22 protein-coding genes are annotated in these 21,704 nt (G+C 66.4%); 5 read left to right on the top strand and 17 right to left on the bottom strand.

Features of this window, described 5'->3' with window-relative positions:
- Nucleotides 1–9: 9 nt before the first annotated feature.
- The 7 genes from Q8S30_RS02920 to Q8S30_RS02890 form a co-directional block, all read right to left on the bottom strand.
- Nucleotides 10–699, bottom strand: a complete 690-nt coding sequence (locus tag Q8S30_RS02920) for an amino acid ABC transporter permease (protein WP_305664539.1) — start codon at nt 697–699, stop codon at nt 10–12.
- Nucleotides 700–763: 64 nt separating this feature from the next.
- Nucleotides 764–1,621, bottom strand: a complete 858-nt coding sequence (locus Q8S30_RS02915) for a transporter substrate-binding domain-containing protein (RefSeq protein WP_305664538.1) — start codon at nt 1,619–1,621, stop codon at nt 764–766.
- Nucleotides 1,622–2,115: 494 nt separating this feature from the next.
- The gene (locus tag Q8S30_RS02910; RefSeq protein ID WP_305664537.1) at nt 2,116–3,426 is read right to left on the bottom strand and encodes a TRAP transporter large permease; all 1,311 of its coding nucleotides are present in this window, start codon (nt 3,424–3,426) and stop codon (nt 2,116–2,118) included.
- An 18-nt stretch (nt 3,427–3,444) separates the two neighbouring features.
- Nucleotides 3,445–3,972 carry a TRAP transporter small permease subunit gene (locus tag Q8S30_RS02905; RefSeq protein WP_305664536.1) on the bottom strand — a complete coding sequence of 176 codons (528 nt, stop codon included), beginning with the start codon at nt 3,970–3,972 and terminating at the stop codon, nt 3,445–3,447.
- A 76-nt stretch (nt 3,973–4,048) separates the two neighbouring features.
- Nucleotides 4,049–5,035, bottom strand: a complete 987-nt coding sequence (locus Q8S30_RS02900) for a TRAP transporter substrate-binding protein (protein ID WP_305664535.1) — start codon at nt 5,033–5,035, stop codon at nt 4,049–4,051.
- Nucleotides 5,036–5,134: 99 nt separating this feature from the next.
- Entirely contained in the window at nt 5,135–6,844 is a 1,710-nt protein-coding gene (locus Q8S30_RS02895) for a hydantoinase B/oxoprolinase family protein (protein WP_305664534.1), read from the bottom strand.
- Entirely contained in the window at nt 6,841–8,895 is a 2,055-nt protein-coding gene (locus Q8S30_RS02890; protein ID WP_305664533.1) for a hydantoinase/oxoprolinase family protein, read from the bottom strand. The genes Q8S30_RS02895 and Q8S30_RS02890 overlap by 4 nt, the downstream gene beginning before the upstream one ends.
- Nucleotides 8,896–9,057: 162 nt before the next feature.
- Between Q8S30_RS02890 and Q8S30_RS02885 the strand changes: the two genes are divergently transcribed.
- The 5 genes from Q8S30_RS02885 (at nt 9,058) to Q8S30_RS02865 (ending at nt 12,124) form a co-directional block, all read left to right on the top strand.
- A complete protein-coding gene (locus Q8S30_RS02885) occupies nt 9,058–9,789 on the top strand; it encodes a GntR family transcriptional regulator (RefSeq protein ID WP_305664532.1) in 732 nt (243 codons plus the stop codon).
- Nucleotides 9,790–9,918: 129 nt separating this feature from the next.
- Nucleotides 9,919–10,548, top strand: a complete 630-nt coding sequence (locus Q8S30_RS02880; protein ID WP_305664531.1) for a LysE family translocator — start codon at nt 9,919–9,921, stop codon at nt 10,546–10,548.
- 7 nt (nt 10,549–10,555) lie between these two features.
- Nucleotides 10,556–11,413, top strand: coding sequence for a PhzF family phenazine biosynthesis protein (locus Q8S30_RS02875; RefSeq protein ID WP_305664530.1), 858 nt, complete (start codon nt 10,556–10,558; stop codon nt 11,411–11,413).
- Nucleotides 11,414–11,475: 62 nt separating this feature from the next.
- Nucleotides 11,476–11,697 (top strand): hypothetical protein, encoded by a 222-nt coding sequence (locus Q8S30_RS02870; protein ID WP_305664529.1) that lies wholly within the window; start codon nt 11,476–11,478, stop codon nt 11,695–11,697.
- Between the two features lie 205 nt (nt 11,698–11,902).
- On the top strand, nt 11,903–12,124 hold the full coding sequence (locus tag Q8S30_RS02865) for an SDR family oxidoreductase (protein WP_305664753.1): 222 nt from the start codon (nt 11,903–11,905) through the stop codon (nt 12,122–12,124).
- A gap of 87 nt (nt 12,125–12,211) precedes the next feature.
- Here Q8S30_RS02865 and Q8S30_RS02860 read toward each other — a convergent pair whose 3' ends face one another.
- The 10 genes from Q8S30_RS02860 to Q8S30_RS02825 form a co-directional block, all read right to left on the bottom strand.
- Nucleotides 12,212–13,129, bottom strand: coding sequence for an XdhC family protein (locus tag Q8S30_RS02860; protein ID WP_305664528.1), 918 nt, complete (start codon nt 13,127–13,129; stop codon nt 12,212–12,214).
- A gap of 60 nt (nt 13,130–13,189) precedes the next feature.
- Entirely contained in the window at nt 13,190–15,502 is a 2,313-nt protein-coding gene (locus Q8S30_RS02855; RefSeq protein WP_305664527.1) for a xanthine dehydrogenase family protein molybdopterin-binding subunit, read from the bottom strand.
- Complete coding sequence (locus tag Q8S30_RS02850) at nt 15,499–16,485, bottom strand: xanthine dehydrogenase family protein subunit M (RefSeq protein ID WP_305664526.1); 987 nt, start codon at nt 16,483–16,485, stop codon at nt 15,499–15,501. The genes Q8S30_RS02855 and Q8S30_RS02850 overlap by 4 nt, the downstream gene beginning before the upstream one ends.
- Entirely contained in the window at nt 16,482–16,985 is a 504-nt protein-coding gene (locus tag Q8S30_RS02845; RefSeq protein WP_305664525.1) for a (2Fe-2S)-binding protein, read from the bottom strand. Before Q8S30_RS02845 ends, Q8S30_RS02850 begins: the two co-directional genes overlap by 4 nt.
- Nucleotides 16,986–17,055: 70 nt before the next feature.
- On the bottom strand, nt 17,056–17,484 hold the full coding sequence (locus Q8S30_RS02840; protein ID WP_305664524.1) for a MarR family winged helix-turn-helix transcriptional regulator: 429 nt from the start codon (nt 17,482–17,484) through the stop codon (nt 17,056–17,058).
- Between the two features lie 167 nt (nt 17,485–17,651).
- Nucleotides 17,652–17,846, bottom strand: a complete 195-nt coding sequence (locus tag Q8S30_RS21090) for a hypothetical protein (protein WP_371135433.1) — start codon at nt 17,844–17,846, stop codon at nt 17,652–17,654.
- On the bottom strand, nt 17,807–17,968 hold the full coding sequence (locus Q8S30_RS21085; RefSeq protein ID WP_371135432.1) for a hypothetical protein: 162 nt from the start codon (nt 17,966–17,968) through the stop codon (nt 17,807–17,809). The genes Q8S30_RS21090 and Q8S30_RS21085 overlap by 40 nt, the downstream gene beginning before the upstream one ends.
- Before the next feature lie 595 nt (nt 17,969–18,563).
- Entirely contained in the window at nt 18,564–19,484 is a 921-nt protein-coding gene (locus tag Q8S30_RS02835; RefSeq protein WP_305664523.1) for a 3-keto-5-aminohexanoate cleavage protein, read from the bottom strand.
- A gap of 154 nt (nt 19,485–19,638) precedes the next feature.
- A complete protein-coding gene (locus tag Q8S30_RS02830) occupies nt 19,639–20,586 on the bottom strand; it encodes a LysR family transcriptional regulator (protein ID WP_305664522.1) in 948 nt (315 codons plus the stop codon).
- Nucleotides 20,583–21,701: a PLP-dependent cysteine synthase family protein gene (locus tag Q8S30_RS02825; protein ID WP_305664521.1), complete on the bottom strand. Its 1,119-nt coding sequence runs from the start codon at nt 21,699–21,701 to the stop codon at nt 20,583–20,585. The genes Q8S30_RS02830 and Q8S30_RS02825 overlap by 4 nt, the downstream gene beginning before the upstream one ends.
- Between the last annotated feature and the right edge of the window lie 3 nt (nt 21,702–21,704).

The raw sequence follows: 21,704 nt of genomic DNA, 5'->3' as shown, positions 1-21,704 counted from the left end.
CGGGCCTCCTCAGTGTTTTCCGGCCGAGATGGGGCCATAGGCCTTGCCAAAGCGGCGCTCGATCCGGCGTTGGATCAGGTCCCAGACGGTGGTCATCGCCAGGTAGTAAAGCGCCGCGACCACGAACAGCTCGAGCACCAGGAACCTCTCCTGGATCAGCACCTGCGTGCGCCTCAGCAGCTCCTCCATCGAGATGATCGAGGCGATCGAGGTGGTCTTGAGCACGCTGTTGACCGAATTCCCCAGCGGCGGGATCACGATGCGCAGCGCCTGCGGCGCGATGACGTAGCGCATCACCTGCGGTTCGGTCATGCCGATGGCGCGGGCCGCGTTGACCTGACCAGAGGGCACCGCCGTGATCCCGGCGCGCAGGATTTCGGCAAGGTAGGCGCCTTCGCACATGGCAAGGCCGATCAGCGTGGATTCGATCACCGTGAACTTGATGCCAAGCTGCGGCAGGCCGGTATAGATGATGATCAGCTGCACCAGCAGCGGCGTGCCGCGAAACACCCAGATGTAGAAGACGGCGGGGCCTGACAGCAGCTTGTGCCTGGACAACCGCATCATCGCCAGCACGAACCCGATCACCAGCCCCGCTGTCATGGCGAAGACGGTCAGCCCGAGGGTCACCAGGGCCCCTTCGAACAGGTAGTAATTCGTCAGGTAGTCAAAGAAGCCGTCCCAGTTCCAGCCTTTCACCACATGTTCCCTTCTGCAGTCGGATATCGTGCCCGGCCATGCCGGCCGGGCGTCTCATGGAGGATCACTGGATCAGCGGCAGGTAGCTCAGATCGCCCGGCGCGGGGACCACGCCATAAGAGTCCATCAGCGCATCGAACGCGCCGTCGGCCTTCATTTCCTTAAGCGCCGTCGAAATCCCCTCGGCAACTTCCGGCGAGATGAAGGCGAAGGACCCCGGCGTCGCATACATTCCCGCAATCGCCTGGGTGAATTCGCCGCGGTCCTGATACTGCTTGGCGACCGGGTCGATCGACACCGCGGCCTGAACCTGACCCGCACGCAGCGCCTGATAGACGGTTGCGTAATTGTCGAAGAGGTTGATGGTCATCGGCTCCAGCCCGCGCGCCTCGAACTCGGCGTTCAGGTCCTTCATCTTCCGCTCGGCATAACCGCCGATATCGGCGCTGACGGTCTTGCCGGCCAGATCGTCGATCTCGGATATCGAGGTATCGCCCGTCACCGTGGAAATGCTGATCGCAAGGCTTTCATAGGGGATCATCAGCAAGATCTCGCGCCGGGCGTCGGTCACGAACAGGCCGGCATTGACCATATCCCAGCGGTCACCCTGAAGGCCCGGGATCATCGTAGCGTATTCGGTGCTGATATATTTGGGCTCAAGGCAGAGGCGCTTGGCGACCTCAACCCCCAGTTCGATGCGCAGGCCCATCAAGGTGCCGTTCTGGTCGGCATAGGCCATCGGCGGCAGCGTCGGGCTGGTGGCCATCGTCAGGGTGCCGGGTTCGACCAGAAACTCGTCGGCAATGCGCGGTGCGCAGTCCTGGGCCTGGGCAGTGCCGGCCGCAAGGATGACGAGCGCAGAGCACAGCGCGGCACGCGAAGAGGTTGCGCAAAAGCGGGAGGTGGAAGGCTGAAGCGTCATGTCTCATTTTCCCTGTTGTTTTTGGTATGCCATATTATGACACACCTTGATAAACACCCTGACGGTCTGTCAAGAGCCCTGTGAACAACTGGGGGGTTCGCGGCGATAAAGGATCACGCGGCGGGGCTTGCGCCGAGAGTTTCCGCAGCCTGCACAGGATGAAAGCCCGTCGTGCGCCCAGGATCTGCCGGGCCATTCGGCTCTGCTGCCAGACGCCATGGGCCATGCGGGCACTTCCCATTGAGGCGATGGGCCAGCGATTCGTTGGACCGTTGCGGTTCTGAACCTAAGACTCGGGCAAGCGTCATCTGGCCGCGACATCTCGCGCAGGTTGCGAGGTTGCTCACCCTCTGGGCCGCTAAACCCGCATCTGCGTCTAGCTTCGCATCCGGCAGGTCGCATAGCCTCTCCATCGCCAACGCGGCGAGAAAGACTGAGATGGCGGCAGGGATAGAGGCCCCCGGGTTCTGAGGCGGGCGCGTCTCGCGGGCTCCTCAGCCGTAAAGCACCCGCGGCAGCCAAAGCGCGATCTCGGGGAAGATCACCAGCAGGACCACGGCAAAGCTGAACAGCAGGAAGAACGGGAAGCACGCGACGGACACCTGCCACAGGGTCCAGCGCGTCATCCCCTGCAGGATGAAGAGATTGATGCCCACGGGTGGGGTCAGCATCCCGATCTCGATCATCAGCACCAGAAACACACCATACCAGATCGGGTCATAACCGGCGGCGAGCGCCAGCGGCAGGGTCATCGGCAGGCTCATCACGATGATCGCCACACCGTCGACGAATATCCCGAGCGCGAGGTAGAACAGGCTGAGGATGAGGATCAGCGCTACCGGCCCAAGCTCCAGTGCGGCAATCGCTGCGCCAAGCTCTTGCGGCAGGTGCAGATAGCCAAGCGTCGTGGACAACAGCGCCGCCGACACAAGGATGATGCAGACCATCGAGCTTGTGCGCACCGTGCCCATCAGGCTGTCGCGCAGCAGGGCAAAGGACATCTGGCCCATCGCGCTGACCAGCACCACCGCGGCAAAGACGCCGACCGCCGCCGCCTCGGACGGGGTAGCGATGCCGGTGTAGATGGAGCCGAGGACGACGGCCATCAGGAACATGATCGGCGTCAGGTTGCCAAGCGCGATCAGGTAATCCAGCGGGCGATAGCGGTTCGACCCTTCAGGTGCGATCTCCGGCCGGATCAGCGCGACGACGATGATGTAGGCTGAGTAGAGCGCGGCCACCAGCAACCCCGGCAGCACCCCCGCCGCGAAGAGCCGGCTGATCGAGACCTCGGCGAGAATGCCATAGATGATCATCGCAATCGAGGGCGGCAACAGCAGGCCAAGGCTGCCCGCCCCGGCCAGCGAGCCGACCGCGATCCTGGTGTTGTAGCCACGGCGGCTCAGCTCTCCCATCGTGATCTTGCCGACGGTCGCGGTGGTCGCGGCAGAGGATCCACTGATGGCCGCGAACAGCGTGCAACCCAGAACGTTGGTGTGCAGCAGCCGCCCGGGGATCTTGTCCACGAACGGCACAAGGCCGCGGAACAGGCGTTCCGACACATCGGTGCGAAAGATCAGCTCGGCCATCCAGATGAACAGCGGCACCGCCGCCAGCTCCCACGTCGCCGCGCTGCGATAGGCGATGGACGAGGCAATCGTTCCGATCCGGTCGAGATTCATCCCGACAAGGAAATGCAGTGCCGCGACCGAGACGAGGATAAGTCCGGCAAAGATCCAGATCCCGCTTCCCAGAAACACGATCAGAAAGGCGGTCAGCGCGGCACCGGCGATAAAGGGGTCCATCGGCGTCTCCGTAAAGGGTCAGAGGTCGTTCTGCAGGTCGCCGTCTGGCACCTGCACCGGGCCCGGCGCGCCAGTGATCTGGCGCAGAAGGTAGGCGATGACCTGCAGGCAGAACGTGGCGAGGCCGAAGGCGCACAGCGCCTCGGGGATCCACAGCGGGATCTCGGCCACCGAACTGCTGACACGGCCGCGCGAATGACTGCGCAGGGCGGTATTGATCAGATACCAGGTGATCTGCCCCATCACCGCCAGCGTCGCCAGCGCGCAGAACGCCTCCAGCGCCCGGCGCGGGCGGCCCGACAACCGGTCGACCAGCAGGCCGACGCGCACGAGGCTGGAATGCTCGAACGCATAGCCAAGCGACAGGAAGGTCGCCGCGGCAATGCAATAGCCGACCATCTCATCCAGCACGAAGGTCGATGTCGCGAAGAAGCTTCGCAGCACGATTTCGGTCAGGATGTGCAGGGTCATCGCCACGATCATCAGCGCCGCAAGGGCGGCGCAGAACCGGGACAGGCCAAAAGCCGCGGTCTGGAAGGTGTTCATTCGCGCTCCGGTCATGAAGGGGACGCTCCCGGTCAGGTCCGGGCCGGCGGACAGCCGGCCCGAAAACCATGATGGCTTACTTCGCAGCCTCATAGGCAGACAGGATCGCATCGGCATCGGCGCCAAGCTTCTGCTTCCAGTCGACCAGCGTCGGCTCTGCCGCCGCCCCGAGGGCGGCAAGATACTCGGGCGACACGTCCTTCACGATGGTCATGCCGTTCTGCTCCATCTGCGCGTAATTCTCACCCACGCGGTTCGCCAGCAGGTCCCAGCCAAAGGCCTCGGCCGTCGCCGAGGCTTCGGCAACCCAGGCCTTCTGCTCGTCCGACAGCGCATCATAGACATCGCGGTTGATATGCACGAATTGCAGCGGCATCGCATAATTCACTTCGGTGAAATGCGACTGATGCTCCCACAGCTGCGAGGCCGCGCCGCCATCGGCCGAGGTCAGTACCGCGTCGAGGCCGTTGGTCGTCAGCTGCGGCACGGTATCGGCCCAGGACAGCTGGATCGGGGTGGCGCCGGCATTGCCGAAGGTCACCGTGCCGTTCGCGTCATAGGTGCGGATGCGCACGCCGGCGATAGCCTCCATCGAGTCCAGAGGTTCGCGCCCCCACAGGCCGCTCGGCGGCCAGGGCGTGGCGAACAGCAGGATCTGGTTATCCTCTTCCAGCACCGCGGCGTAATAGGGTTTGGCGATGTCATAGAGCTTGCGGTTCTCGTCCGCGGTCTTCGCCAGAAACGGAATCGAGGACAGCGTGAAGACCGGGTGAACGCCCGACCACGGCGTGGCGAAGGACGAGGCGATATCGACCGCGCCATCGCCCACAGCGTCATACTGATCCACGGATTTGTAGCCAAGGGCGGCGCCGTGATGGGCGGTCACCACCATGTCGCCAGCGCTCAGCTCTGCGAGGGCCGCGATGAAGGTGTCGGCCGACTGGGCGTGGACGGAGTTCGGCGGGTATTCGTTCGCCAGATCCCAGGTGACGGACTGGGCGGAGGCGGTGCCTGCAAGGCCGATGAGGCCAAGCGAGAAAAGGGCGCTGCGGAGTGTGGTCATGTGTCGTTTCCCTGTTGGGTGCCGTCGGTCCGGGGACCATTTGGCAGGTGGGTTTCGGCATTCGGGCGCTTTGGCGCCTCTGTCGTTATGGGTGTTCGGTCACGCGGGTTCGGTCCGCGGGGTCTTCTGGGCAGTCATCTGGGCGGGGTAGTTCCGGCGCAAGAAGCCGTCCGAGAACTTGCCGGACCTTGCATCCCCGGCCACCGCCCCGGCGCTGCGATCCTCGGCGGGCCCGTATCCGCCCGAGCCCGGGGTTTCAACGGTGACAGAGCTGCCTTCGGGCACGGCGACCGCCGAGGGTTTCACCTCCAGCACTGTCTCGCCTGCGGGGCCGGTCAGCACGAAGCGGCCGGTTCCCCCCGGCCCGGCCCCGAAGATGCCCCAAGGGGCGTTCGTGAACCGCTCCCCCGCGCCGTTGAATGTGCAGTCATGGCCCACCGGCTGGATCACACGGCGCAGGCCCGCCCCGCCGCGATACTGGCCCGCCCCGCCCGAATCCTCGATGAAGCCGTAGCTGACGACGCGCAGGGGATATTCCGTCTCGATCGCCTCGATCGGCAGGTTCGAGGTGTTGGTGATATGCACCTGCACCCCGTCCTTGCCATCGCGGTCATCGCGCCCGCCAAAGCCGCCCCCCAGCGTCTCGAAATAGAGGTAGGGCTGGCCGTTGCGCGGATCGATGCCCGAGAACACGGCGGTGGTGTTCGCGCCATTCGCGGCCCCCACGACCCGGCCCGGAATGGCTGGGGCAAAGGCACCGATGATGACATCAACCAGCCGCTGCGAGGTGTTGAGCCGCTGCGCCACCGGGGCGGGCGCCTGGCAGTTCACGATGCTGCCCGGATCGGCGACGATCTCGCAGCAATCGATGATGCCCTGGTTGTTGGCGATCTCAGGGTCCAGCAGCGTGCGCAGCGCATAGGCCACCGCCGCCTTGGTGGCGTTCAGCGGCAGGTTGATGTTGCCGCGCACCTGCGGGGCAGAGCCGCGCAGATCGAACACCACGCGGTCGCCCGCAACGGTGATCTTCAGCTTCAGCGGGATGTTGGTGGTACCCAGCCCGTCATCATCCATCACGTCCTCGAACGCATAGACACCATCGGGAACCGCGGTGATGGCGGCGCGCATCCGGTCATGGGTGCGGCGGATCAGCTCGTCCCAGACCTCGCGGATCAGCGGCAGCGGATAGCGCGTTCCGATCTCGGCCACGCGGCGCACCCCCAGCTTGCAGGCCGCAATCTGCGCGAAGTGATCGCCCCGGCGCTCGTCGGGGATGCGGGCGTTCAACAGGAACAGGTCCATGATGTCCTGCTGCAGCTCGCCCTTGCGGAACAGGCGGACCAGCGGGATCCGCAGCCCTTCCTGATAGATTTCCGACATGCCGCCCGCCATCGACCCGGGCACCATACCGCCGATATCGGCGTGGTGGGCGATGTTGCAGATGAAGCCGACCAGCTCGCCTTCAAGGAACAGCGGGGCGGCGTAGTTGATGTCGGGCAGGTGGGTGCCGCCTGCGACATGCGGGTCATTGGCGACGAAGACATCGCCCTCATGAATCTCATCCAGCCGATACTTGGCAAGCAGCGTCTCCATCAGCCCGGTCATCGAGGCGATGTGGATCGGCAGGGACATTTCCGCCTGCACGATCAGCCGCCCGTCCCGGTCGCAGATGGCGGTGGAGTGGTCGTGCCGTTCCTTGATATTGGTGGAATAGGCGCTTTTCATCAGCGCGATGAACGTCTCGTCCACGACAGACCGGAAGGCGCTGGTGACGATTTCGATGGTGATCGGATCAACGGTGGCACTCACAGGTCAAGGTTCCCGCGCTGGATGAGGATGTTAAGGGCATCGTCCACCCGCGCCGTATCGCCGGGGAACAGCAGCAGCGTCGCGTCGAACTGGTCGATGACGGCGGGCCCGGTGAGGGTGGTGCCCGCCGCGAAGTCGGCGCGGTCATAGACGGGCGCGGTGATTGGCGTGACGCCATAGAACCACACGGGGCGATGCGAGCGGGGTTGGGGCGCCGCTGTCGCCGTGCCCGATTGCGCCGGGGTCTGCAGCGCCGGGCGGGTACCAAGCGCGGTCAGCCGCAGCGCCACCACATCCACCGGATCGTCGGGGTTGAAGAAACCGTAGGCCTGCGCATGGGCCGCGAAGAACATCTGCTTTAGCGTGGCGATATCCGGCAGCGCGTCGAGCGTGATCTGCAGCTCGTAATTCTGGCTGGCATAGCGCATGTCGGCGGCCAGCTGCACCTTGCGGTCTGCGGGGTCGATGTCTTCGCGCGCCCACCAGTCCTCTGCCTCGACCTGCATCGCACTGACCATCTCTGCCAGCGCGCCGGCATTCTCCTCCCGCGCCGCGATGCGCTTGGAGCGCACGAAGCTTTCGGACCGGTCCGACACCAGCAGGCCCTGCGCGCACAGGATGCCCGGCAGCAGCGGGATCAGGATCTGGCCGATGCCAAGCGCGCGGGCGCATCCCTCGGCATGCAGCGGCCCTGCCCCGCCAAACGGCATCAGCACGAAGTCACGCGGGTCATGCCCCCGCTCCACCGAAATGGCGCGGATCGCGCGCACCATGTTGGCCGACATGATCTCGAGGATCCCGCGCGCCACCTGCTCCACGCTCAGCCCGAGCTGCGCCGCCATCTCGCCCACCACGCGGAAGGATGCATCGGTGTCCAGCGACATGGTACCCCCCAGCAACCCGCGCGTGGACAGTCGGCCCAGAACCACATTCGCGTCGGTCACCGTCGGCTCCGTGCCGCCGCGGCCATAGCAGGCGGGCCCCGGCTGCGCGCCGGCACTGGCTGGGCCGACCTTCAGCAGCCCGTCCCTGTCCTGCCAGGCGATGGAGCCGCCCCCCGCGCCGACCGTGTTGATATCCACCATCGGCATCCGCACCGGGAAGCCGGCCACATCGCGGTCGAAGGACAGCTTCACCTGCAGGTCGCGGATCAGGGCCACATCGGCGCTGGTCCCGCCGACATCGAAGGTGATGATGCTCGACAGGCCCGAGGCGCGCGCGGTGTGGATCGCCCCCATCGCGCCCGCCGCCGGGCCGGACAGCGCCGTGCGGATCGGGAAGTCGCGGGCGGTATCGACCGACATCAACCCGCCGTTGGATTGATTGACCCCAAGAGTCGCGCCGGGCGAGCGCGCTGCCACCTCATCCTTCAAGGTGGTCATGTAAGTCGAGAAGGTGGGCTGCAGGTAGGCGTTCAGCAGCGTGGTCGAGGATCGCTCATATTCCCGGAACTCCGGCTGCACCTCGGACGAGGTCGAGATGGCAACGCCCGGCAGCGCCGCCGCGATGCGGGCCTTCACCGCCTGCTCATGTGCGGGATTCAGATAGGCGAACAGGAAGGCGATGGCGACGGCCTCGACCTGCTCGGCGCGCAGCCGGTCGATCACTGCATCGACGCTTGCCATGTCCAGCGGCGTGATCACTTCGCCCGCCGGGCCGACGCGTTCATCGACCTCGAAGCGCAGCTCGCGCGGGGCAAGCGGCATCGGGAAATCGGCCTTCAGGTCATACATCCTGGGCCGGATCTGCCGCCCGATCTCGACCAGGTCGCGGAAGTTGCGGGTGGTGACCATCGCCACGCGCGCGCCCCGGCGCTGGATCAGCGCGTTGGTCGCCACGGTCGTGCCATGCGCCACGGCGCTGACGTCTGCCAGATCAATGCAGATCTTAGCGGCCAGCCCCTCCAGCCCGGCGATAATCGCGGCGGCCGGATTCGCCGGCGTGCTGGAGACTTTGTGCAGCGCCACCTGCCCCGTCTGCTGATCCACGGCGCAAAGGTCGGTGAATGTGCCCCCCACATCGACCCCTACCGTCCAGCTGCCTGTCTTCATTCTGGTGCAACCCGTGTTCTACCTGTATGTTATATGTATGCTCAAAGTATACTGGCATTGCGTCAAGTCATCTTCTTGGAACACCCGCAGAAAACCGCGATGATCCGGGGATGCCTGCCGCCGCTGCCCAAAAGTTGAACTTTCAGGAAACGAGCCGAGACAATGACCAAGAGCGAAGACACCATCGTGGCGGCAAGCTCGGGCGGTGATATGGTCTACAAGCTGCTGCGCCAGGCGATCTTGCGGCTGGATCTGCCCCCCGGCGCCGATCTGGACGAGGCGGCGATCTCGGTGCGCTACGACGTGTCCCGCACCCCGGTGCGCGAGGCGCTGATCCGGCTGACGGCCGAGGGGCTGGTCAGCTCTGCCCGCGGCCGCGGCGCGCGGGTCGCCGCGATGAACCTTGCCAACCTGCGGGACTTTTTCGAAGGGCTGGATGTGCTGCAACGCTCGCTGACCCGGCTGGCCGCCTTGCGCCGGACGGCTGTCGATCTGACCAGCATCCGCGCCCATATGGCAGCGTTCGAAGCCGCCGCCGCGCGCCGGGATGTCGACCAGATCAACGAGATCAACTATGCCTTCCACGCCACCATTGGGGCCGCCGCGCAATCGGGCTACCTGCACACCGCCTATCTGCGCAGTCTGGTCGAGGGGATGCGCATCGGCCATGTCACCTTCGCCGAACATGACGGGGTCCGCGCGCGCCAGCATGAGCATCTGGAGGCGACCATCAGCGACCACCGCACCATCGTGCAGGCCATTGCCGACGGTGATGCCGATACGGCCGAGCGCTGCGCTGGCGAGCATGTGGAGCTGTTCCGCAACCGCATCGTGACCACGATCCTGTCGCTGGAGCCGACGCGGGCGATCACGTCAAGCAAGTTTGCCGGATAGCGCCAGCGAGGCCAACCCTAAACGCCGGGCCCTTCGGCAGGCGTGACCCCCACCGATACAATATTCACATTGCCTGCCGCGGCCGAGTTCCGCCATGTAAATGCCTGTCGCCCTTCAGGAGCCTTTCGCATGATCCTCACCCAGCTTGCCCTCGTCTACGGCGCCTATCTGCTCGCAACTGCCAGCCCGGGGCCAAGCAACATGGCGATCATGGCCACAGCGATGCGCGATGGCCGTGGTCCGGCGCTGGTGCTGGCGGCCGGGGTCATGACGGGCTCGCTGTTCTGGGCGATGCTTGCGGCGACCGGCCTGTCGGCGCTGCTGGCGGCCTATGCCGAGGCGCTGTTCGCCCTCAAGATTCTGGGCGGGATCTATCTCCTCTATCTGGCGTTCCGCGCGGGCCGATCGGCGATGCGCCCGGATACCGGCACCCGCGGCCGGGACAGTGCCCGCCTGACGCCGTCCTATCGCAAGCTCTATCGTCAGGGCGTATTGATGCATCTTGGTAACCCCAAGGCGGTGCTGGGATGGATGGCGATCATGACGCTGGGGCTTGGGGCGGATGCCCCCGCCGGGGTGCTGCCGGCGATCATCGGTGGCTGTGCCGTGCTGGGGGTTCTGGTCTTCGGCGGCTATGCGGTGCTGTTCTCGACCGCGCCGATGATCAGCCTTTATGCGCGGCTACGGCGCTGGATCGAGGGCGGCCTCTGCGCCCTGTTCGCCGTCGCCGGGCTGAAACTGCTTACGTCCGAGAGGTGACAGGCCGATGACCGCTTCGGTTCACATGATCGACGTCTTCGGATCGAACGCGATCTCGGGCAACCCTCTGGCCGTGATCCTCGGCGCCGGTGATCTTGCGGCAGAGGAGATGCAGCGCCTGACGCGCTGGTTCAACCTGTCGGAGACGACCTTCCTGCTGCCCCCGGTCCATCCCGAGGCGGATTATCGCGTCAGGATCTTCACGCTGGATCGCGAGATGCCCTTCGCCGGGCATCCGACACTTGGCACCTGTCATGCGTGGCTGCAAAGCGGCGGCGTGCCGAAAGGCGGGGCAGAGATCGTGCAGGAATGCGGGGCGGGCCTCGTCCGCATCCGGCGCGATCAAGGGCGGCTGTCCTTTGCCGCGCCGCCGCTGATCCGGTCCGGTGCGCCCTCGGCCGACGAGCTTGCCGAGGCGCTGGAGTTTTTGGGGATCGACGGCGGCCAGATCGTCGATGCCGCCTGGGTCGATAACGGGCCGGGATGGCTTGGCCTCCGGCTGGTCTCGGCCGAGGCGGTTCTGGCCCTTGATCCGGCGCGAAGCTGGCCGCGGCGGATGGAGATCGGGGTGATAGGCCCCCATGCGCCGGGCTTTGAGGCTGCGTTCGAGGTACGCGCCTTCTTCAGCGATCATACCGGATCCATCATGGAAGACCCGGTCACCGGCAGCCTCAACGCGTCGCTCGCGCAATGGCTGTTCGCGGCAGGGGTGGCGGATGCCGGCTACATCGCCGCGCAAGGCACAAGGCTGGGCCGGAAGGGTCGTGTTCATGCGATGCGGGATACGGCGGGCGATGTCTGGATCGGTGGCCGGACCCGAACCCATGTGGAAGGCGTGCTGCTTGGCCTGTCCGCGCTTGCGTGACGCGACCCTGCTGGCGGGCGCAGCTCTGCCCTCGGCGCCTGGGGCCTACGGTCCAACCCATCATGCAAACCTCGACAGACGCGGTCGTCCAGCCGATCTTCTATCCTTCGGGGACAGCCGTCGTCACCGCTGCAATCGTGCATCTGGAACAGGACGTCTCGACCGGCTGGCACCTGTATGAGGTGCCGTTCCTCGCGCAGGTGCTTGAGGGCCAATTGACCGTTGACTATGGCATCAAGGGCCTTTGCCTCTACTCACGGGGGATACGCTGGTCGAAGCGGTGAACTGGCCGCACAATCGCCCAATATGGGGAGCGGCCGGGTGCGGATTCTCGCTGTCTATATGGGCGACAGCACGAAGACCTCGGCGCTGCCCCGCATTCGAGTGCGAGGGCGACATAGGGCTCGGCCGCGCTGGCACGGGTGATGCGCAACAGGCCGGGAAGGTCGAGGCTGACAATGAGCGACCGGCCCCGCCCGAGAGCGCGGCATTTCCGTCAACGTGGTCGCTGCGGGTGCGATCGAAACCGATTTTGGCGGCGGCGTAGTGCGCGACGTGGTCAGGCTCAACCAGTATATCGCCAGCCAGACGGGTATGAGCCGCCTCGGTCTGCCCAATGATATCGGCGGTGCGATCTCCAGCCTGCTGGTGGGCGAGATGGGGTGGATGACAGGGCAGCGCATCGAGGCCTCGGGTGGCATGTTCCTTTGATCCGGCGCGTGAAATGTGTGGCCCGATCCGCCGTCACGGGTCGGGCTTTTCGCGCCACCATCGTCGTTGCGGTGCAACCGGTTCGGATCATGCTGTCGCCGTCGCGCGCTGCACATGCAGGTCGATGATCTCGGCCAGGACGGAAACCGCCAGCGCATTCGGTTCGCGCGAAGAGGGGATCAGTCCGACCGGCCCGTGGATGCGCCCCAGTTGATCCTCGGGAACGCCCATCTCGCGCAGGCGGGACAGGCGCACGGCTTGCGCGGCGCGGCTGCCTTGGGCGCCGACGTAGAAGGCCGGCGTCTGCAGCAGATGCTGCAAGATGGCCGGCTCAAGGTCGTGGTCATGAAAGAACAGGATCGCCGCCGTATCCGCATCTGCGTGCAAGGGCGCGGCGGGCAAGCCGGGATCGATCTGCATGACCGGGCTGCCGGCGGCGCGCACGACCCCAAGGCTCAGATCCTCGGGCGAGAGCAGGATGTGCTCATAGCCCATGCCCCGCACGATCCCGGTGAAGGCCGCCGCCTCGGCGCCTGTCCCGAAGACAAGGAAGCGCAGGGGCGGCAGGAAGCCGATGCGCAGCGCTGCGCCCTGCAGCCGCGTTGGCTGCCAGCCCTCAATGGCAAGCCGCCCCTCTGCCGAGACCAGCAGCGAGGCGGGCCGCCTGCGAGCACGGGCTTGGGCCAGATCGTCCAGAATGTCGGTGTCCTGCAGCGGGAAGAGCCGGATCTGGGCCGCGCCGCCGCAGGGCAGGCGCAGGTCGAAGAACGGCGAGCCCTGCCCATAGCGCAGGTCCTGAACCTGCCCGGTCTCGCGCACCTCTGCCGCCCGCAAGATCAGGTCCGCCTCGATGCAGCCCGAGGTGATCGCCCCCGCGAACCTGCCATCGGGGTGAATGGCCATCGCCGCGCCCGCGCTGCGGTAGGCCGGTCCCTCGGTCGCGGTCAGCACGGCCAGAACCGTGCCGGCGCCCCATGTCAAGGCGCTGTCCCACGGGTCCAGCATCGCGGGATGCCGGGGCGCAGGGAGAGGCGCGAGTGTGAATTGTGGGTACATCTGGTGACCTTACAGCAATTTGTCGAGCGTCAGGGGCAGGTCCCTCACGCGCTTGCCGGTGGCGTTGAACACGGCGTTGGCGATGGCTGCGGCAACGCCGGTGATGCCCACCTCGCCGATCCCGCGCGCGCCCAGTGGCGATCTGGGGTCGGGGATGCCGGTCCAGATCACGTCGATCTCGGGCACATCCAGATGGGCGGGGATGTGATAGTCGGCCAGGTTGGCGTTCATGATCCGGCCGCTGCGTTCGTCGAACAGGGTTTCCTCGGTCAGCGCCATCCCCAGCCCCATGATCATGCCGCCGCGGAACTGGCTGGCGGCGGTCTTGGGGTTCAGGATCGTGCCGCAGTCGAACGACCCCAAGAGGCGCGTCACCCGCACTTCGCCGGTCACCTCGCTGACCCGCGCCTCGCAGAAGATCGCGGACATGCTTTGCATGGCGAACTTGAGCATCTCCAGCGGCGCGCTGGCGCTGGCGGTCACGGCGACCGCCTCGCGCCCCGCGCGGGACAGGATGGCGTGGAAGCTGTCGCGGCGCGAAGGGTTCTCAAGGCTGACCAGACTTCCATCGACCAGCCGCACCTCGCCGGCGCGCAGGCCCGCGACCGGGCTGGCATTGCCGGCAAGCCGCAGCAATTCGCCCGCCAGCTTGTCGGCCGCCGCAGCAATGGCGGCGGCAATCGACACCGTCTGCGCCGAGCCGCCTGCCATCGGGGCAGGGGGCAGGTCGGAATCGCCCATCTCGAAGGTGATTGCGTCCAGCGGCAGGCCCAGCCTGTCGGCGGCATGCTGGCTTTGCACGGTCGAGGTGCCCATGCCCATGTCCTGGGCCGAGCAGGAGACGGTTGCCTGCCCACCTTTCGTCAGATGGATGCGCACCGCGCCCGCTGGCATCCGCACATAGGGGAAGCTGCCCGTGGCGCAGCCCATGCCCGTCAGCCATTCACCGTCGCGCCGGGTGCCGGGCTGCGCGCTGCGTTGGTCCCAGCCGAACCGCTCGGCGCCCATGCGATACGCTTCCAGCACCCCGCGCTGCGAGAAGGCGGTGCCGGACAGCGGGTGTTTGTCCGGCTCGTTGCGCCGGCGCAGCTCGATCGGGTCGATGGCCATTTGGTGCGCCAGCTCGTCCACGGCGCTTTCCATCGCAAAGCTGCCGACCGACTCGCCCGGACCACGCATATAGGTGTTGGGCACCACGTCGAGGTCGAGGTGGCGCTGCCCGAACTGGTAGGTCTTCGAGCGATAGGCCGCCCGGCTGCCAAGGGAGTATTGCTCCGGGCAGACTGCATAGGTCGGCATGACGGAATAGCCGGTGTGGACAACCGCGGTGAACTTGCCTTCGTGATCAGCCGCCAGCGCCACCCGCTGTTCGGTTGGTGTGCGACCGCCGATCATCCGGTAGACCGCCTCGCGGCTGAGCATCAGGCGCACCGGGCGGGCGGCGATCCGGGCGGCGGCGATGGCCACCACCTGATGATCCCAGAACGCCTTGCCGCCGAAGCCGCCACCGACGAAGGGCGACAGCACGCGAACGCCCTCGCGCTTGACGCCGAACAGCTTGGCCAGCGCATTGGCGGTCGGCGCAATCGCCTGCGTCGAATCGTGCAGCGTCAGCGCATCGCCGTCCCAGGCGGTGGTGACCGCGTGCAACTCGATGGCCGCGTGATTGTGGCCCGGCGTGCGATAGATGTTGTCAACACTGTAGGGCGCCTGCTGCAATTCGCGCGGCGCATCCCCCACGGAGACCTGGTTCTTCTCGACCATGATTGAGGCGAGGCTGCGGGCGCTGGATTTCGCCTCCTCGAACCGCGTCCGCGCCGGGGCCTCTTCATAACCGATCCCGACCAGCGTTGCGGCATGGTCGGCCTGCTCCTGCGTTTCGGCAAGCACCAGCGCGATCACCTGACCGTTATAGCGGATCTGGTCGTCCTGCAGGATCGGCAGCGCGCTGTTGCCGACGGCGCCCATGTTGGTGATGCTCATCACCGGCACGATCTCCAGCCGCGGCATGTTGCGGTGGGTCAGGACCAGCACCACGCCGGGCGCCGCCTCGGCCGCGGCGGTGTCCAGCCGCGCGATGCGGCCGCGGGTGATGGGGCTGTTGATCAGCGCGGCATAGCACATGCCCTCCATCGCAACTTCCGCCGAAAAGCGGGCCTTGCCCTGGACCTTCTGCGGTCCGTCGAGGCGCGAGGCCTGGCGCCCGACCTCGCCATGCCGCCCGATCAGCGGATCGGGCGTGCCGCCGGGAAGCCAGCGTTCCGGCATCCAGCCAAGCACCGTCTTGACCGAGCCGATGACGGCATTCTGAACCCTGCTCATGCTGTCTCTCCGGTCAGATCGGCAAGCACGGCAAATGCGGTCCGCCGTGCCAGTTCCAGTTTGAAGGCGTTGCCGGCCAGCGGCGCGGCCTCCGCCAGTTCCAGATCCATCGCCGCGAAAACCGCGTCGCGCGTGACCGGGCCGCCAAGCAGCGCCTGTTCGGCGCGCAGAGCCCGCCACGGCTTTGGCGCGATGCCGCCAAAGGCCAGCCGCAGCTCTGTCAGCACGCCGTCCTGCACGCTGGCACAGGCCGCGACCGAAACCAGCGCGAAGGCATAGCTCGCGCGGTCGCGGACCTTGCGATAGGCCGACCGCGCCGCAACCGGCAAGGGTGGCAGCTCGATGGCGGTGATGATCTCGCCCGGGGCCATGACGGTCTCGATCTGCGGCGTCTCGCCGGGCAGGCGGTAGAACTCCGCCAGCGGCACCGTTCTGGCCCCGGCCAGCCCGAGCAGGTGGACCTGCGCGTCCAGCGCGACCAGCGCCACGCACATGTCCGACGGGTGGGCCGAGATGCAGGAGGCAGAGCCGCCGAGGATCGCGTGATAGCGGTTGAGGCCCTCGCGCGCATCGCAGCCACTGCCGGGGAGGCGCTTGTTGCAGCGAGAGGCGGCGGGGTCGTTGAAATAGGCGCAGCGGCTGCGCTGCAGGATATTGCCCGCAACCGTGGCCATGTTACGGATCTGCGCCGAAGCGCCCGCAAGGATGGCGCGCGACAGGACCGGATAGCGCGTCCGAACCAGCGGATGGGCGGCCAGCGCGGTGTTGCGGGTGGCGCCGCCGATCAGCAGGCCGCCTTGGGCCGTTTCGCTGATATCCGAGGACAGCGCGGTGACGTCCACGAGCGTTACCGGATGCTCGACACCCTTGCGCATCAGGTCGACAAGGTTGGTGCCGCCCCCCAGCAGCCGGTGCCCCTCCAGCGCGGCAAGTCCAAGGGCGTCTTCGGGAGAGGTGGCGCGGGCGAAGGTGAACGGGATCATGCCGCCTGCTCCTTCGCGACCTGCAAGATCGCCTCGACGATGCCGTTATGCGCACCGCAGCGGCACAGGTTCCCGCTCATCCGTTCGCGGATTTCCTCTGCCGTCGGCGCCCCGGGCCCCGCCAGATCGGCGGTGACATAGCTTGGCACGCCGCCTTGAAGCTCGCGCAGCATGGCAACGGCGGCGCAGATCTGGCCGGGGGTGCAATAGCCGCATTGAAAACCGTCATGGTCGATGAAGGCCTGCTGCAGGGGGTGAAGGGTCGCGCCATCGCCGAGCCCCTCAATCGTGGTGACCGTGCGGCCATCGGCCTGCACGGCGAGGGTCAGGCAAGACAGCACCCGCTCGCCGTCGACCAGCACGGTGCAGGCGCCGCAGGCCCCCTGATTGCACCCGACCTTCGTGCCGGTCAGATGCGCGCGTTCCCGCAGCAGATCCAGCAGCGAAACGCGCGGGTCATCGGGGATGGGAATGTCGGTCCCGTTGACGGATATGGCCATGTCTGCATCCCCTTGCTTCTGGCTGGAGCGATGACGAGTGGCTATCAGTTTAATACGTAGTTCGTAGTATTCAAGACTCGTATGATGCGATTTTCGTCATCATGGCCACAAACGCATCCCGCTCCGCCGGCGACAGTGGGGCCAGCATCGCCCTGAACATGACCATGTAGGCGCGTTTGTGGTCGGCCGTGTAGCTTGTGCCATCGGCCGTGAGCCGCAGCGCAACGGCCCGCCGGTCGTCCGAGGGGCGCAGCCGTTCCAGCAGCCCGCGCTTGGCAAGGCGGTCGGTTGCCGACGAAATCGTCGTCATGGCCACGCCGAAACTGCGCGCCACATCCGTCGGCCCGCAATCGGGATGCGCCTCGACATAGTGCAAGATGTGCTTGTCGATCTCGGCAAGCGCCCGGCCGGCGCCGACATCCGTCAGCTTGAAGCGCCGCGAAAACACATCCAGCGCAGCGGCAAGATCGGCAACCTGTTCATCTGTTGGATCGCTCATTCCGCCATATTAGGGGCGCGGGGGCCCCGGTGCCAGCGCGATAATCGGCCGCTGTCAGGCGCCTTGCGCCCCGTCAGCGGCAAAATCTTCGCGCAGATTCCACGCAAGATGCGCGGCCTGCGCGCCCCTCGCTGCGTGCCGAATGGCGATGCCTTACGTGCCAGGGGCTACCGCGGCGCCATGCGACGACGCACGGCGGCAGGAAGCTTCAGCATCTCGCGATACTTCACCACGGTGCGCCGTGCCAATGTGACACCTTGAGCCTGGAAATGCGCTGCAATCGCCGCTTCGCTCAGCGGTGCCTCGGGGCGCTGGGCCGCAATCAGCGCGGCAATCTGGTGGCGAACCGAGGCGGCCGAAATCTTGCAAGCGGGCGCGCAAACAGCCCCGCCGGCTCGACCTGCTGCAGCCGGGCCAGAACCGCCTCGGCCTCGTGCAGCGGCACCCCGCAGGATTGTGCAATCCCGGCGACGGACAGGCCCAGCCACCCGTGGGTTCAAGCGCATCCGCAAAGCACAGCGCCAGTTGGTGCTGCCGCTCATCGCGGAACATCATCCCGATCTGTCGGCGAACATGGTCATGCAGCCCCGGCGCGCCGGCCGCCCTATGCTCCGCCGAGACCTGCCAAGCCCCTGCGGGGCAGGTGGGGGCGTGGTCCGTAGGTCCTGCCAGATCGACGCGATCTGCTGGAGGGGCTTGGCACGATCTGCAGGCACGGATCTCCGCCTCCCAGCCGTTCCAGTTCGCCCGAAAGCTCGGTGTTCGTGCAGCGAAGCAGCCCGATGGCGGCACGCAGGTCTTGCGTCATTGCCAGTGCGCGCGCCGGCTTGATCTCGAGGCTGGGCAGGTTGAACATCGCCCGAGTCTGCGGCAGGGGAACGCTGCCCGCAAGCCGCAGCGCCATGCCCCGAAGATACCCTGCCGGCCGACACGGTCCTTCGCCGTCTCGCTACGAAGCTGGCAGAAGCGAAGCGTGCAGTTGCGCCAGTTGGGCTGGTTTGACGGGATCTTGAGGAAGGCCCCCGGGCATCGGCTCCGCCTCCCCCAGACGCGCCCAGAATCTACTTATCCGGTCGTCATCAGAACGCGACCTTGTCCGCGCCCTTGGTCGCCAGCAGGGCGCGGGCCTCGTCGGGGGTGGCGATCTCGTGGCCCAGTTCTTCGAGGATGCGGCGCACCTTGGCGACCATCTGCGCGTTGCTTTTTGCCAGTTCCCCCTTGGCGATATACAGGTTGTCCTCCAGCCCGACGCGCACATGCCCCCCAAGGATCGCACCCATGGTGACCAGTGGAAATTGCGCCCGGCCCGCGCCCAGGACAGACAGCAGGTAATCCTTCCCGAACAGGCGGTCAGCGGTGGCCTTCATGTGCATCAGGTTTTCCGGGTCGGTGCCCTGCGCGCCGGTGACGCCAAAGATCGCCTGCACGAAGAACGGCGGCTTGATCAGGCCCGCATCGGCAAAATGCGCGAGGTTGTAGAGGTGGCCGGTGTCATAACACTCGAACTCGAACCGCGTGCCCTGCGCCGAGAGCCGCGTCACCACTTCCTCGATCTGGGTGAAGGTGTTCGACATGATCAGGTTGCGGGTGCTGCGCAGGTAGTCGACCTCCCAGGGCTGGGGATCCTTCAGCGCCTTTTCGGCCGCAGAGATGTTGAAGTTGAACGACCCCATGTTGAGCGAGGCCAGCTCTGGCGCGGCCTGCAAGGCAGGGGCGATGCGGGCCTCCAAGGACATACCAAGGCCGCCACCGGTGGTGATGTTCACGATGGCATCGGTTGCCTCGCGGATGCGGGGCAGGAAGGCGGCGTAGAGCACAGGGTCCTGGCTGGGCGCACCGGTTTCGGGCACCCGCGCGTGCAGGTGGAGGATTGCCGCCCCCGCCTCTGCCGCGCCGATGGCGGATTCGGCGATCTGGTCTGCCGTCACCGGCAGGTAGGGCGACATGGAGGGCGTGTGGATCGAGCCGGTGATGGCGCAGGAGATGATGGTCTTGGGCACGGTTGGTCCTTCTTGCGTGGTCCGGCCCAAGACGCCACCGGGCCGGGAAGTGATCAGAAAACATTTACGAGGCGTAGCTGCATGACGCTGTCATACTCCAAGCCGCCTTCGACGTTGATATACTTGCCGAATGGTTCGCGTCCGAGGGTCCAAGCTAGCAGGCTTTGCCTGTATCGGCATCGTCCAGCAGGCGGTAGCCCGGCACCAGAGCCGCCAGCTGCGCCTTGATGTCGCCGATCAGCCGCTGGACCAGCGGCGGCAGGGGCCGGCCCGCCGCAGTGATCACGCCAAAGCGGAACGGGATGTGAAAGCTCAGCGGGATCACGGCGACACCCGCCACGGGCAGGCCCGTCATCGTCAGCGGCTCCACCACCGCCACGCCAAGCCCCTCGCGCGCCAACGCAATCGACACCGGGCTGGAGTTGCTGTCGATCAGCGCCATCGGCGTCACATCGAAGGACCCAAGCGCCTGATTGATCGCAAGGCGCAGCCGGTAGGGATTGTGCGAGGCGATCATCCGCTCGCCGACAAGATCCTCGGGCGTGATCTCGGCGCGACCGGCAAGGCGGTGGCTGGTGGACACGACAGCGACGCAAGGCACTTCCGCCGTCCAGTGAACCTCCACCCCCGGGTTGTCCAGCGGCAGCGAGGTCAGCCCGATATCGGCGGTGCGGTCGGCCACGGCCTGCACGATGGCCTCGGCCGCGGCGGTGCGCAGATGGATGCGCGCCGGCGTCTCGCCTTCGGTCAGTCCCGCCAGAACCTTCGGCACCACGCTGGCAGCCAGCGACGGCAACGAGGCAATTTCGATGGGCTGCGGTGCGGCGCCCGCGATGCCCCGCGCCCGCTCGGCAATGGTGCGCAACCCACCAAGGATCACCTCGGCCTGCCCATAGAACGCCACGCCTTGCTGGGTCGGTGAGATGCGCGGCCCGTTGCGATGCAGCAGCGGGAAACCCAGTTCCGCCTCCAGTTCCTGGATCAGCCGCGTCACCACCGGCTGCGAGCGGCCAAGCGCCCGCGCGGCCCCGGTCATGGAGCCAATCGAGATCACCGCGACAAAGGCTTCCAGCTGCCGCGTATCCAGATAGGGGCTCGTCATGGGCTGCATTCGGACCAGATCCCGGTGTTCAGGAATGTCTCGATCATCCGCCGCCACGGCGCGATGTCGAGGCTGTTCGCAGCCAGCCACTCGGGATTGTAATAGGTTGCGGCATATCGGTCCCCGCTGTCGCAGATCAGCGTCACCAGCGAGCCGGACTTGCCTTCGCGCCGCATATTGGCCGCGATCCACAGCAGGCCGAAGAAGTTGGTGCCGGTCGAGGCGCCGACGCGGCGGAACAGCCGGTCCGACAGCACATGCGCCGCAGCGATGGAGGCAGCATCGGGCACGCGGATCATATGGTCGATCACGCCCGGAATGAACGACGGCTCCACCCGCGGCCGCCCGATCCCCTCGATCCGGCTGCCGGGCGCGGTCACCTCGCGGTCGCCGCTGACCCAGGCGTCATAGAAGGCGGAGTTTTCCACATCGACCACGCACAGCCGCGAGGCAAGGTTGCGGTAGCGGATATAGCGGCCAAGCGTGGCCGAGGTGCCGCCCGTGCCCGCGCTCATCACCAGCCAGTCGGGCACCGGATGCTCCTCGCCCTGCATCTGCGCAAAGATGCTTTCGGCGATGTTGTTGTTGCCGCGCCAATCCGTCGCCCGCTCGGCATAGGTGAACTGGTCGAGGTAATGGCCGCCGCTTTCCGCCGCCAGCCTCTCGGCCGTGGCATAGACTTCGCCTGCATGGTCCACGAAATGGCAGCGCCCGCCAAAGCACCTGATCGCGTCGATCTTCGACGGGCTGGTCGAGCGGGGCATGACCGCGATGAACGGCAGCCCCAGAAGATGCGCGAAATAGGCCTCGGACACGGCGGTGGAGCCGGAGGAGGCCTCGACCAGTGTTGTGCCTTCCCCGATGCGCCCGTTGCAGATGCCATACAGGAACAGCGACCGCGCCAGCCGGTGCTTGAGGCTGCCGGTGGGATGGGTGCTTTCATCCTTCAGATAGATCTGGATGTCCCCCAGCCCGGAAAAGGCCGGCTTGACCAGATGGGTATCGGCAGACCGGCGGCCATCCCCCTCCAGCAGCGCGATGGCGCGGCGGGCCCAGTCCCGGTTCTTGCAATCCGGCAGGGGCGCAAGGTCGGGGCAAAGGCAGGGATCAGGCATCTT

Source organism: Frigidibacter sp., from assembly GCF_030695035.1.
GTDB lineage: Bacteria > Pseudomonadota > Alphaproteobacteria > Rhodobacterales > Rhodobacteraceae > Frigidibacter.
This window is presented reverse-complemented; position numbering and strand designations above follow the sequence as displayed.

Bases quoted from the DNA above. Each gene is read 5' to 3' on its own strand.
- Q8S30_RS02885 (WP_305664532.1), top strand. From the start codon at position 9,058: ATGACCAAGAGCGAAGACACCATCGTGGCGGCAAGCTCGGGCGGTGAT.
- Q8S30_RS02830 (WP_305664522.1), bottom strand. From the start codon at position 20,586: ATGACGAGCCCCTATCTGGATACGCGGCAGCTGGAAGCCTTTGTCGCG.
- Q8S30_RS02880 (WP_305664531.1), top strand. From the start codon at position 9,919: ATGATCCTCACCCAGCTTGCCCTCGTCTACGGCGCCTATCTGCTCGCA.
- Q8S30_RS02890 (WP_305664533.1), bottom strand. From the start codon at position 8,895: ATGAAGACAGGCAGCTGGACGGTAGGGGTCGATGTGGGGGGCACATTC.
- Q8S30_RS02840 (WP_305664524.1), bottom strand. From the start codon at position 17,484: ATGAGCGATCCAACAGATGAACAGGTTGCCGATCTTGCCGCTGCGCTG.
- Q8S30_RS02875 (WP_305664530.1), top strand. From the start codon at position 10,556: ATGACCGCTTCGGTTCACATGATCGACGTCTTCGGATCGAACGCGATC.
- Q8S30_RS02845 (WP_305664525.1), bottom strand. From the start codon at position 16,985: ATGGCCATATCCGTCAACGGGACCGACATTCCCATCCCCGATGACCCG.
- Q8S30_RS02855 (WP_305664527.1), bottom strand. From the start codon at position 15,502: ATGAGCAGGGTTCAGAATGCCGTCATCGGCTCGGTCAAGACGGTGCTT.
- Q8S30_RS02850 (WP_305664526.1), bottom strand. From the start codon at position 16,485: ATGATCCCGTTCACCTTCGCCCGCGCCACCTCTCCCGAAGACGCCCTT.
- Q8S30_RS02910 (WP_305664537.1), bottom strand. From the start codon at position 3,426: ATGGACCCCTTTATCGCCGGTGCCGCGCTGACCGCCTTTCTGATCGTG.
- Q8S30_RS02900 (WP_305664535.1), bottom strand. From the start codon at position 5,035: ATGACCACACTCCGCAGCGCCCTTTTCTCGCTTGGCCTCATCGGCCTT.
- Q8S30_RS02915 (WP_305664538.1), bottom strand. From the start codon at position 1,621: ATGACGCTTCAGCCTTCCACCTCCCGCTTTTGCGCAACCTCTTCGCGT.
- Q8S30_RS02905 (WP_305664536.1), bottom strand. From the start codon at position 3,972: ATGAACACCTTCCAGACCGCGGCTTTTGGCCTGTCCCGGTTCTGCGCC.
- Q8S30_RS02825 (WP_305664521.1), bottom strand. From the start codon at position 21,701: ATGCCTGATCCCTGCCTTTGCCCCGACCTTGCGCCCCTGCCGGATTGC.
- Q8S30_RS02860 (WP_305664528.1), bottom strand. From the start codon at position 13,129: ATGCTGGACCCGTGGGACAGCGCCTTGACATGGGGCGCCGGCACGGTT.
- Q8S30_RS02870 (WP_305664529.1), top strand. From the start codon at position 11,476: ATGCAAACCTCGACAGACGCGGTCGTCCAGCCGATCTTCTATCCTTCG.